Here is an 11,759-nt window from a genome sequence, read left to right on the forward strand (position 1 = left end):
GCGGCAATGTCGTTAATGTTTGACAGGCCCTGGGCGTCCTCGATCATCGTAATTAGTCTAATCGCCCCCTGCTCCAGCCCGTTTTCCTGTTCGAGCTCGCCTATCACCTCGGAAATCGATTGCACATAGCCCGCATCCGGGACTTTTGGCAGGCAGATTGCTTTAACGTGTCTGCTGACAGAATGTTCCAGATCCCGGACCGCATGCCGCCAGCTGCGATTGATTCTGACCACGACATCAAAGCCGGCATCGGCAAATTTCTCTGCTATTTCATGCACATTCGCTCGCGCCTGCTCCTTATCGGCGAAGGGGATACTGTCCTCCAGGTCGATCTGCAGAGCATCGGCTCGCTGCTTTACCGCACTCTGGACAAAGCGTTCGCTTGTGGCAGGTACAAAGAGCAAAGATCGCCACCGAATCTGTTTATCGTTCATAGTATATTCTCCAATCCGAATTGACTGATTATTTCCTTGGTATGCTGACCTATCGACGGCGCGGCACGATAAAAGGCACCCGGTGTCCGACTCAGACGCGGTACTATATTATGCGTCGTAATACATCCCAGGTCGTCGTCTTCTAGTTGAATCATCACTTCACGACCTTGGATATAATGGCTGTCAATCAGATCGGCGACCGAGCACACAGGTCCGACTGTTACTCCAGCCGCCTCAAACAGCGCCAGATTCTCCTGCTGAGTTTTCTGCTTTATAAAATCACCAATGATCAAATCCAGCTCATCTCTATGTTCAACCCGCGCGTCATTATCATGAAACCGTTTGTCCGCCTTCAGTTCCGGTCGACCGATAGTATCCAGGATTCTCAGAGCCATCGATTGCATTGAGCCGGACATCGCCACAAACTTGCCATCGCTGCACTCATACACATTGCGAGGTGCCGTATGCGACGACTGGTTTCCAGAACGCATGGTCGGCACACCTGACAACTGGTACTTAAGCGCCTCAGATGAAATAAAAGAGAAAATAGGCTCGAACAGCGACAAATCAATAACCTGCCCGATGCCTTCTTTTTCTGCCGCCCTAAGCGCCGTCAACACGCCCGCAGCCCCGTATACGCCCGCGATCATGTCCGCCAAGGCCAATGGCGGCAGAGTCGGGGGCTTATCTGCATGACCGTTCAAATATGAAAACCCCGACATCGCTTCGACCAGTGTTCCAAAACCGGGCTTGTGGCTAAACGGACCGGTCTGGCCCCATCCTGATACGCGGACAATAACCAATTTCGGATTTGCCTGGTGCAACACTTGTGGCGCAAGTCCCATTTTCTCCAAGCCGCCGGGGACGAAATTTTCAACCAGAATATCCGCGTGTGAGGCCAACTTCTTCAACGCTTCCCTGCCCGGTTCCGACTTAAGATCCAGAACCATGGAGCGCTTGTTGCGTCCATAGATTTTCCAGTAAATCGGTTCGTCCGATTCCTTCCAGCTTCTCAAATCATCCCCTTTTCCGTCCTTTTCTATTTTTATGACGTCTGCCCCAAAATCAGCAAGGAACAAGGTGAGCATGTTGCCGGCAACCAGTCTTGACAAATCCAGAACCCGTACGCCGTCAAGGGGGCCCTTTTCACTTTCATTGAATTGATGAATCATTCCGGTCCTTCAAGAGAATGTAATAACAGGTTTAATTTCCTGATAGCTCTTCATTCTTTCCATGGCGGTATTAACTGTATGCAGGGTGTAGCGGCCGGTAATCATGCGTTCAAATGGAAAATTATGCATATGCCGAGCCATAAATTGCAGCGCCAGGGAGTAGCTGCGCGCATCGCCCGAGAATGAGCCAATGACATTGATATTTTTTTTGACAATCATGGACGGCTGAAATTGCGTGCTGCCTTCCCCCAACTGACCAACAACAAGATATCGCGCACCCTTGCGGCATAACGCCAGCCCTTCCGAGAAAGCCGCCGGCACACCCGTAAATTCCATCACAATGTCGGCCCCGCGCCCTTGAGTATGCATGAGAACGGTATCAAGCCTTTCTTGATCTGTGGTACCTTCAACAGGGATACAGACGTCGGCGCCGAACTCCCGGGCCAGCTCTAGACGTGCAGCAGGCGAGCCGATGACGATCACCACCTTGGCGCCACGTACCTTGGCGTTGGCAGCGGCTAGCAATCCCAATGGCCCGGCGCCCTGGATCACAACTGTCTGATATGGCTCAATCTGCCCCACCTGCGAGAAGGCGTTCATGACCGATCGCAATGCGCAGCTTGACAAGCTGGCCAGCTCACTGGACACATTATCAGGCACTTTAAGACGTCCTGCTTCCGGCATGACATACCCATACTCGGAAAAGCCGCCGAGCAGATACGGCGCTTTTGCCATGGTCTCGTACATATAGGCCTTTCGGTTAATACACAAAGTAGGAGACCGGGCCGTTGTACAGAAGAAGCAACTTCCACAAGATGTATGCGTGTACACGACACGATCACCGGGCTCCAATACGTTGCCCACCGAATCGTGGCGAGCGCCATCACCAAAGGCGACCACTGTGCCCACCATTTCATGGCCTATAATGACCGGCAAATCCACTTTCAGGGACAGCGATCCCTGCCACAGATGAACATCTGTCCCACAGATCGAGCAGGCATCCATTTTTACAAGAGCGCTACCTGGCTCAAGGGTGGTCGGGACAGGCACATCTTCAATATTGAGCGGCGTCTTGAAGGCTCTTAGTACAGCGGCGCGGGAATACTCGGGAATTACGAATGACATAATCAGCTCGCCTTAAAATAATTGGGCCACATGGTCAGTTGAGGAATAAAAGTAATCAGCATAAGCGCCAGCAATGTCCCGCCCAGAAACCACCAGGTATATTGCATCATTGCGGAAAGTCTGGCATTGTTCGTTCTTGCGGCCACGTACAGATTTGCGGCCAATGGCGGTGTGAGCAGGCCAATTTCAATATTGGTAACTAATATGACTCCGAAATGCACAGGATCAACACCAAACCGGATCGCTGCAGGCGCCAACAAAGGGCCCATCAACAAAGTGGCCGCATTTGTCTCCATAAACATCCCGACCAGAATAAGCGCGATATTGACGACAAGCAGAAATAGCATTGGGTTGCTGGTGAAGGCCGTCGTGAAATCCGCGATACCTTGCGGTATTTGTTCAAGCACCATGGCGCGGTTAAACACGCTGGTAAAAGCAATGATCACAAGAATGGCGGCCGTGGCAAGAACCGCTTTTTCAAATATTCCCCGCATGTCGCCTTTGCCTGCTTTGCGCGATATCAGAGTAACGAGCATGGCATAGACGCCTGCAACGGCCGCTGCTTCTGTTGGCGTAAATATTCCTGAATAGATTCCGCCCAGTACCAGTACCGGCAGGAACAGGGCTGGCGCTGCATGAACAACGGTCTGAATGGGCCTGCGCACTGCGCCGATGTCTGGCAAAGTATCTTCAGTCCTGACTTCCTGCCCGTCCTTTAACACCCGCCGGGACAGAAACAGATGAATGATGCAAAAAACGACAATGATCAGCAGGCCCGGAATAAGCGACGCCATAAACAGCTTGGTAATGGAAACGCCCACGATCGATCCATATAAAATCAACGGGATAGAGGGCGGAATCAGGACTCCGAGCAAACCGGCAGCAGCGTTCAGGGCGGCGACATAACCAACGGGGTACCCGCGCTTGCGCATTTCGGTCCCTACCGTACTGCCGATTGCAGCCACTGTCGCCACTGATGATCCGGTGATAGCTCCCATCAGCGCACTGGCAAAAATCATGATATGTCCAAGTGGCGCCCTTACCTTGCTTAAAAAGATATCGCATACTGATATGATCTGGGCCACAAGCCCACCTCTATTCATCAGTTCTCCAACCAGGAGATATAGCGGTATAGCAAGCAAAGGAAAGGAATTGACCGTATCGTAGGGCAATGCTGCCAGTGTGAACGGGTCGATATTCCATGACTCAGCATTGACCATGACGATCAGCGCGAACGCAATGCCAATAGGGGTACCGATAACAAGCAGTAGCAGAAGAAGAGAGACAATCATCACTCCCTCCCCGTTGTTGCAAGATCGGGCAAGGCATTGAATGTCGCAGCCCGGATCAATTGACATAAGGCGTGGATCGACATCAATAGCATGCCAAGAAAGTAGCAAAAAACGGGAATGGCAACCGGCGTCCCTAAATCAATCATTGTTTCTCCGGACGATATCGCATCGTCCAGCAACATCAACCCGAGCCAGGTATATATGCCGGAGAACAACAGTAACAACAAGGAGACAAGGAGATGGGCACACTTTCTTAGCGCCATTGAGCGAGACTGATGCACGAAATCGACCGCGATGTGCTGCCCAAGCTTGGTACACATCGCCGCCCCCACGAAGGTCAATGGCGCCATGGCGACCAGCGCCCATTCGGAAACGTTTGGCAGCGGCAGGTTGAAGTACCTTACGCAAACGCTTAGAAATATCATCAGGAGCATGACCATAAGGCTTAAAGAACATAAAAAATTCTCAATTTTGTATAGCCTGCATTCGATCCATGCCATACGCGCGGCCAGTCTGCTTCCCAGTTGCATAGCATTTGCTCCTGTTCCTTGATCTGCTATTTTATTTTTTTGTCAGCGCCTGCACTTCTGCCCGAAGTGCCTCGATGCGCTCTTGACCGTAAGTTGGCGTCAGCTTCTCCCATACCTTATCTCCTACCGCTTTAAATTGCGCCAGCGCCTGCGGTGCGAGCTTGTGTATTTTGATGCCACCGGTTTCGATTTTTTTCATATATTCCGCATTCATCTGCCGGTTTTTCCTGATTTCTTCAGCTGATACCTTTGCTGCTGTCTCCCGGAACAGTGCCTTTTGCGAATCGTCGAGTTTGTTCCAGACACGCTGACTGGAGACAATCGCTCCCATTGCATAGACGTGATTGAGTTCAGTCATGAACTTCTGCGCCTCGAACAGGCGTGAATTGTGCGTAATACTTGCACCGTTGTCCTGACCGTCTACCGTTCCCTGTTGCAGTGCTGTAAACAACTCCGGGAATGGCATGGTCACCGCCTGCGCGCCGGCCTCGTCAAAAAAGCCACGAATGCCGGCCGACCCCGGAACGCGAATTTTCAGTCCCTTGAGATCTGCAACTGTCTCGACCGGATGTTTCGAGTTGGTCAGCGCACGGAATTCAAGCTCAAAAAAACCCAGCGACTCCATCTTGTGTTTCTTCAACGTTTCTCTTAACGTACGCTGGATAATGCCATCCGGATTGTAGAAAATCTTATCAGCCTGCGTAAAGTCGGCCACGATATAGGGAAGGTAGTGAATATCGAGCAAAGGATCCAGCCCCGAGAGAGAACCGGGATTGACAAAAGCGATGTCCAAGGACCCTCGCGATATGTCGCGAGCAATCGTTTCGTCCCCTCCAAGCTGGCTGTTGGGAAACACCGAGATGTCTATTTCACCATTGGTCTTCTCTTTGATGATATTGGCAAACTGTTTACTTGATTCATCGACCGGACTGCCAATGGCGAAAACATGAGCAAGACGCAGCTTGATAGGCGCCGCATTCACCGATTGCCCCGCCAACAGTGCGAGAGTGAAACCTGCCACCAGTAGCCCGATTGAGCTACGCTTCAATAGCTTATGCATTTTTGTCTCCTAATTAGATTTTTTCATGCGCATATATCTCTGTATTTGCATAAACAGATACAGGACAATAATTATTTTCAGCCAAGAGCCCGGACAGATTGTTTCCTGTCTCTCACAGCACCCCATGCGATATGAATCGCAACGTCAACCAGGTCAGTGCTTGATGACCACGGTTTTTGATACCGTATATTCCTTAAGCGCTTCAAATCCCTTTTCGCGCCCATGACCGCTTTTCTTGAATCCACCAAATGGCAGTTCGATTCCGCCCCCCGCCCCATAAGCATTCAGATAAACCTGACCGACGCGTAGTCTTTTGGCCATTCTGATCTGACGTGCCCCGCTTTCAGTCCACACGCCTGCGATAAGACCAAACTGTGTCCCGTTTGCAATGGCGATGGCGTCGTCCTCATCATCAAATGGGATGGCGGCCAATACCGGTCCGAAAACTTCGTCCTGAGCCAATTCACTTGCGGGATCAACAGGGCCCAATAGCGCGGGTGTGACGTAAAAACCAGATGCCACAGCGGTCTCATCCAGACTACCTTCGGCAATCAGTTCGATACCATTTTTTCTTGCTCGCTCCAGAAAGCCTTTGACACGCTCACACTGGACCTGACTGATGACCGGACCGCAGTCCAGATCCGACTCATGAGAGCCCACCTTGATTGACCTGAAACGCTTTGCCAGTGCATCCATAAACTCTTCGAATATTGATCGTTGTACAAGCACACGACTACCTGCAGAGCACGTCTGGCCGGTATTTTGAATAATCGCAGCAATAATTACCCGGATGGCCTCATCAACATTGGCGTCGTCAAATACAATTTGCGGTGATTTTCCTCCCAATTCAAGGACACACGGCACATGGTTCTCTGCCGCCGCCTTCTGAATGAGCGTGCCAACCTCAGGTGAGCCCGTGAACGACATAAAGTCGATGCCGTTGTGTGCGGACAATGCAGCGCCGGCCTCTTCACCCAAGCCGGTAACAAGATTGATGACACCAGGCGGGACACCAACTTCGTGGGCAAGCTCAGTCAGCCTGATGATGCTCATGCACGCCTCCTCTGCGGGCTTCAATACTGTGGTGTTGCCTGCCGCCAAAGCACACGCAATTGTTCGCCCATACATCTGTGCCGGATAATTCCACGGAATGATGTGCCCTGCCACTCCCCGTGGTTCGCGAAGAATCATGACCTGATAACCGTTCAAAAACGGTATGGTCTCACCATGGATTTTGTCTGCCGCGCCGCCGTAATATTCAAAGTATCGCGCTGTCGCCGTGATATCGTTGCGTGCCAGCGTCATGGGCTTGCCGGTATCCAGCGCTTCGATCGAGGCCAATTGTTCAATATTTTCCAGTATTTTGACGCCAAGCCGGGACAGCAATCGACCTCTGTCTACTGCGGCCATTTGCCCCCATACACCCTCGAATGCGCTTCTCGCAGCGAACACCGCCTTGTCGATATCAGCCTTGTCGCCTCGCGATATTGCCCCGATTTTCTTGCCGTTACTGGGCGCCAGCATATCAATCTGCTTCCCGTTCTCTGACGCTTTCCAGACGCCATTGATGTATATGGATTTCGTGGCTTGCGGCATGTTGTCTCCTGTTATATCGATGCGCCTGGCGCGCAAAAACTGATAATCAAGAAAGAGTAGACCGGATTATGGGTAGACTATCAAATATTAAATTCTGATGCGCGTATAGGCAGGCACTATATTGGTGAAACCCCTCACACACGAAACAAGTCATTGATCAGCCTGGTATCTCAAGAAATATTCTCCGGAAACGACGAATCCACCTGCACGATCCGGCTGCAGCATTGAAAAAGGAGCCAGCGGGCTCCTTTTGTATTTCTCATATTGATATCAGATAATCAAGACTGCTGATTGACCACTTTCGGTGAAAGTTCATTGCCGTGATATTTTTTATAAATATCATTAAGTTTGCCGTTTTTCAGATTTTCAAGAATCCACTTATCCAGCCATGCCTTGAGTTCGGGATTGTTTTTCGGCATGGCAATGCCCAACATAAATTCATGCTGGGTAAATTTTGTCTCAAAGGGATTGTTGGTCTGCTTCTTGTTGATTTCCGCAACGATAGGCCATTGGGAAGAGACGGCCTGAACCTGCCCTGATACACCGGCGGTCACCAGTGTGGCGTCATCCTCGAAACGGCGAATATTGGCGTCCTTCGCATTCTTGGTCACATCGGCGTCATTGACCGTCGCGCGCGTCACGCCCAGGCGCAGACCCTTGAGGTCTGCATAGCTCTTGATCTGCACATCCTTGGGCGCAGCGACAATGGTCTGCAGCGAAGCATACGGGACAGTGAAATCCACCACTTTGGCGCGCTCAGGCGTAATCGACAGGCTCGAGACCGTCAGATCTGCCTTGCCGGTCTGAATGCTGGGAACCCGCGCCGCGTTGGTAATTTGCACCAGATCCAGTTTGACACCCAGATCCTGGGCCAGCAGTTTAGCCGTGTCCACATCCGAACCCTCGGGTTCCATATTGGCATTGGCGTAGCTGAACATGGGCACGCCCATTGCAACGGCCACGCGGATCGTGCCATTTTTCTTGATGGTATCCAGGGCATCGGCATGGCTTGCCGCGCACACACCCATCAGGCCCAGACCGAGACCGATCGTTTGCACTGTCTGTATTAATTTCATTTGTCGTCCTACCTTTTATAAATATAGTGAGCTGCAATTACCTGCTATAAACCTGTGCCGATAAACTGCTGCAACTCGCGGGTTTGAGGATTGGTCAGGATTTCCGGGCCGCCGGTTTCCCATACCATGCCCTGATACATATAAATCACCTTGTCGGCAATTCTGCGTGCGAAAGCCATTTCGTGGGTGACCAGCACCATGGTCATCCCGCCTTTGGCCAGATCTTCAATCACCCGGAGCACTTCACCTGTCAATTGCGGGTCCAGTGCAGAGGTGACTTCGTCAAACAGCATCACTTTGGGTTCCATGGCCAGCGACCGGGCAATCGCCACCCGCTGCTGCTGGCCGCCCGATAGCTGTTCCGGATAGCTTTCTGCCTTTTCGGCCAGGCCCACTTTTTCAAGTACGTACTGCGCCTTGTGGCTACACTGCTCGCGCGATAGCTTGCGCACATGCTTTAACGCAAGCATGATGTTTTGCCGAACGGTCAGGTGCGGAAACAGGTTGTAGCTCTGAAAGACGATGCCCACATCCTTGCGCAGTTCACGCAGGTTAACCGTACCTGTGCCAAGTTCATGGCCACAGACCGAAATGGAACCACTGTTGATCGTCTCCAGGTGATCCATGCAGCGCAGCGCTGTACTTTTTCCCGAGCCGCTCTGTCCGATGATCGCCACCACCTGGCCGCGTTCTATTTCAAACGACACGCCCCTGAGCACCTCGTTCTCTCCAAACCTCTTGTGCACATCCCGCACATTAACGATTGCCGACATTCAGTTTTCTCTCCATGGCCCTGCTCCATAGCGACAATGGATAGCAGAGCACAAAATAAAAGGCGCCCACCAGCACGAAAACCAGAAATGGCTGGAACAGCGAGTTATTGATAATCTGGCCGGCGCGCGTCAGTTCCACGAAACCGACAACCGACGCGAGTGACGTCAGTTTGATGACCTGCACCAGATAGCCCACCGAGGGCGGCAATGACATACGCAATGCCTGCGGAATAATCACCAGAATCAGCGATTGCCAGCGCGACAGGCCCAGGCACTCCGAGGCTTCCCATTGTGTTTTTTCTATTGCCTGCACGCTGCCGCGCCAGATCTCACCCAGGAATGCACTCACATGAATCATCAGCGCAATGGCCGAGGCCACCAGCGGCGCGACGTTGATGCCGAAAATGCCCACCCCGAAGTAGACAATAAAGAGCAGGACCAGCAAGGGAATGCCCTGAATAACCTGGATATAAACAGATATGACCACCCGGACCGATTTGTGAACCGAGACACGTGCCAGCATGACTGCGAACCCTGCCACGGAGCCAAGCGCAAATGAAATAATCGACAACACCAGCGTCCAGCCCATGCCCTTGAGCAGATACATCAGCTGTACAGAAGAAAATGAGTCCATGGTTACCCTCTGATCGTGACGGCAGGCAGCTTGCGCGACACCGCCTTTCGCTTGCGGGCGGCCGCATTGCCCATGGAGGCCGAGCGGCGCTGCGCCTGGGCGATGACCCGCTTGCGCCGAAACAGCAGTTGCTCGGCCAGCCAGAAAAGCAGTCGCAACACGACTGCCAGCAATAAGTAAAGGGCGGCAACCACGATGTACGACTCCAGCGAGAGGAACGTTTCCGACTGCACATTATTGGCCACTGCAGTGAGCTCCTCGGTGGAGATCTGTGAGGTAATGGACGACATCAGCATCATCAAGATGAACTGACTGGTAATGGCCGGGTACACTTTCTCGAAAGCCGGGAGCATAATGACGTGCCAGTAGATTCGAGGCCGGGACAGCCCAAGACATTCAGCCGCCTCAATCTGTCCCCTGGGGATGGCGTCCATGCCGGCGCGAATAATTTCCGAGGAGTAGGCGCCTACATTGATGACCATGGCAATGACCGCAGCCACCGCGGCCGGCATCTGCAGCCCGATACTGGACAGCCCAAAATAGAAAATGAATATTTGCACCAGAAACGGTGTGTTACGGATCGTCTCAACGTAGACAGCGCAAGCTCGATTTACCCAACGGTAGCGGCTGCGACTGCCGATAGAGCAGAAAATACCGATAGTCAGGCCAAACACCGTCGAGGCCAGGGTCAGTTCAAGCGTCAGTAATGCCCCTTCGAGAAACGTATTCCAGTAAGGAAGCAGACCCGCGAAATTAAAATCATACTGCACTTATATCTCCCATCCACGCTGGCCGGTTTTATATAGTCCTGCAGTCACGTGAATTACTCGAACGGGCCTTGGGCGGTGAACGCGCCCCCCTGGTAGACGGCAACGGGATCATCGGCTGCAGGCATGGGCTGGCGCTCAACCTGCTCGCGGAATATTTCAGATGTGTCCTGTGCAACGAAGTTCAGCCTGGCCGCCAGGTGGTTGTCCCACCACACTTCCTTGTTATCTGACATGCCATACACAATCGTATGCCCCACTGCTTCGGTTACCAGCCCGCAACGAATGAGTTCGGTCAAATCGCGGGAACTGATCCAGGTGTGCATCATGCGCCGGTCTTTCGCAACCGGAAAGCAGGATCCTATACGGATGCTGACCGTTTCAATGTCATAGCGATCGAAATAGAAACTGGCCATTTCTTCGCCATAGGCTTTGGAAAGACCATAATAGCCATCGGGTCGGCGCGGCACGCCGGCGTCAATGGTTTCATCCTGCCGATAAAAGCCGATGGCGTGATTCGAACTGGCGAAAATCACCCGTTTCACACCATGGCGTCGCGCGCCTTCATAGATATGAAACACACCCTTGATATTTGCCTCTAGGATTTCTTCAAAAGAACGTTCAACCGATACCCCGCCCATATGCACGATGGCATCGCAACCGGCCACCAACTGATCTACTGAGGCCTTGTCAGCCAGATTGCAAAGCATGAGCTCCTCGCCAGTTTCCGCTTGCGGATTGTCAGCAGGAGCAATGATGTCCGACAGCCTTATGGTGTCGGCAAAGGGTTTCAGGGTTTGGCGCAGCACGGTGCCCAGTCCGCCGGCAGCGCCGGTTAACAATAGGCGTTTAAAGGGTTTTGTCTGTTGCACGAATATTCCAACTGAAATACAGCGTTTATTTATGAGCCTTATTGTTGTATGTTATCTGACATCATGAAATTGTGGTTTACCCTAAAAATAACCACAAAAGTGTTTCAGGAGACGGCCTGCCAGCACGCTACTGGTGACACGCTTCCATGATTTTTGAGCGCGCAGCAGCAAGGGCTTGTCAATAGCGCTAAGGGTGTAAGCTGCTAGCTTTCGGGTGCAACTGCATATTACACATTTCTATAATGACCACACTGGCTTTGATACCCTTGGCGTTCTCAAGGCACTCGAGGCTGGCGCCCCGGCACGAACAGACAAGATAAGTTGCTATCTCTTCTTCTTTATTCTCCTTGAAAATGTCGTCTGGTCCTGCCCAGCAATATAATTGAAGCGATAGTGGGAAATAGCAACGACAGGAAGCCGTAGCCGAA

General features: G+C 52.1%; 12 protein-coding genes. All 12 read right to left on the minus strand.

Translation table 11 applies throughout. The features are described from left to right. Positions 1–434 (minus strand): aldolase/citrate lyase family protein (locus ACTIKR_RS11345; RefSeq protein ID WP_442327892.1); only part of this gene is annotated, 434 nt, incomplete at its 3' end. After that, entirely contained in the window at positions 431–1,606 is a 1,176-nt protein-coding gene (locus ACTIKR_RS11350) for a CaiB/BaiF CoA transferase family protein (RefSeq protein WP_442327893.1), read from the minus strand. The genes ACTIKR_RS11350 and ACTIKR_RS11345, both read right to left, overlap by 4 nt. 9 nt (positions 1,607–1,615) lie before the next feature. Continuing rightward, positions 1,616–2,731, minus strand: coding sequence for a zinc-binding dehydrogenase (locus ACTIKR_RS11355; protein ID WP_226817109.1), 1,116 nt, complete (start codon positions 2,729–2,731; stop codon positions 1,616–1,618). A 2-nt stretch (positions 2,732–2,733) separates the two neighbouring features. Beyond that, positions 2,734–4,023: a TRAP transporter large permease gene (locus ACTIKR_RS11360; protein ID WP_442327894.1), complete on the minus strand. Its 1,290-nt coding sequence runs from the start codon at positions 4,021–4,023 to the stop codon at positions 2,734–2,736. Further along, a complete protein-coding gene (locus ACTIKR_RS11365; protein ID WP_193089557.1) occupies positions 4,023–4,523 on the minus strand; it encodes a TRAP transporter small permease in 501 nt (166 codons plus the stop codon). The genes ACTIKR_RS11360 and ACTIKR_RS11365 overlap by 1 nt, the downstream gene beginning before the upstream one ends. 61 nt (positions 4,524–4,584) lie before the next feature. Next, complete coding sequence (locus ACTIKR_RS11370; RefSeq protein ID WP_193089556.1) at positions 4,585–5,613, minus strand: TRAP transporter substrate-binding protein; 1,029 nt, start codon at positions 5,611–5,613, stop codon at positions 4,585–4,587. Positions 5,614–5,766: 153 nt separating this feature from the next. Beyond that, complete coding sequence (locus ACTIKR_RS11375; RefSeq protein ID WP_442327895.1) at positions 5,767–7,209, minus strand: aldehyde dehydrogenase family protein; 1,443 nt, start codon at positions 7,207–7,209, stop codon at positions 5,767–5,769. A gap of 278 nt (positions 7,210–7,487) precedes the next feature. Beyond that, positions 7,488–8,285 (minus strand): transporter substrate-binding domain-containing protein, encoded by a 798-nt coding sequence (locus ACTIKR_RS11380; protein WP_442327896.1) that lies wholly within the window; start codon positions 8,283–8,285, stop codon positions 7,488–7,490. Positions 8,286–8,329: 44 nt separating this feature from the next. After that, complete coding sequence (locus ACTIKR_RS11385; RefSeq protein ID WP_442327897.1) at positions 8,330–9,058, minus strand: amino acid ABC transporter ATP-binding protein; 729 nt, start codon at positions 9,056–9,058, stop codon at positions 8,330–8,332. Further along, entirely contained in the window at positions 9,042–9,692 is a 651-nt protein-coding gene (locus ACTIKR_RS11390; protein WP_193090342.1) for an amino acid ABC transporter permease, read from the minus strand. The genes ACTIKR_RS11385 and ACTIKR_RS11390 overlap by 17 nt, the downstream gene beginning before the upstream one ends. Before the next feature lie 2 nt (positions 9,693–9,694). Beyond that, the gene (locus ACTIKR_RS11395; protein ID WP_442327898.1) at positions 9,695–10,462 is read right to left on the minus strand and encodes an amino acid ABC transporter permease; all 768 of its coding nucleotides are present in this window, start codon (positions 10,460–10,462) and stop codon (positions 9,695–9,697) included. A gap of 53 nt (positions 10,463–10,515) precedes the next feature. Further along, on the minus strand, positions 10,516–11,331 hold the full coding sequence (locus ACTIKR_RS11400; protein WP_193090344.1) for an NAD-dependent epimerase/dehydratase family protein: 816 nt from the start codon (positions 11,329–11,331) through the stop codon (positions 10,516–10,518). Positions 11,332–11,759 lie beyond the last annotated feature (428 nt).

Origin of the sequence: Advenella sp., from assembly GCF_052108595.1 — a bacterium.
Taxonomy (GTDB): domain Bacteria; phylum Pseudomonadota; class Gammaproteobacteria; order Burkholderiales; family Burkholderiaceae_B; genus Advenella.

Excerpts from the sequence above, each read along its gene's own strand:
- ACTIKR_RS11355 (WP_226817109.1), bottom strand. The coding sequence starts at position 2,731 with ATGTCATTCGTAATTCCCGAGTATTCCCGCGCCGCTGTACTAAGAGCC.
- ACTIKR_RS11385 (WP_442327897.1), bottom strand. The coding sequence starts at position 9,058 with ATGTCGGCAATCGTTAATGTGCGGGATGTGCACAAGAGGTTTGGAGAG.
- ACTIKR_RS11360 (WP_442327894.1), bottom strand. The coding sequence starts at position 4,023 with ATGATTGTCTCTCTTCTTCTGCTACTGCTTGTTATCGGTACCCCTATT.
- ACTIKR_RS11370 (WP_193089556.1), bottom strand. The coding sequence starts at position 5,613 with ATGCATAAGCTATTGAAGCGTAGCTCAATCGGGCTACTGGTGGCAGGT.
- ACTIKR_RS11375 (WP_442327895.1), bottom strand. The coding sequence starts at position 7,209 with ATGCCGCAAGCCACGAAATCCATATACATCAATGGCGTCTGGAAAGCG.
- ACTIKR_RS11380 (WP_442327896.1), bottom strand. The coding sequence starts at position 8,285 with ATGAAATTAATACAGACAGTGCAAACGATCGGTCTCGGTCTGGGCCTG.
- ACTIKR_RS11390 (WP_193090342.1), bottom strand. The coding sequence starts at position 9,692 with ATGGACTCATTTTCTTCTGTACAGCTGATGTATCTGCTCAAGGGCATG.
- ACTIKR_RS11350 (WP_442327893.1), bottom strand. The coding sequence starts at position 1,606 with ATGATTCATCAATTCAATGAAAGTGAAAAGGGCCCCCTTGACGGCGTA.
- ACTIKR_RS11365 (WP_193089557.1), bottom strand. The coding sequence starts at position 4,523 with ATGGCATGGATCGAATGCAGGCTATACAAAATTGAGAATTTTTTATGT.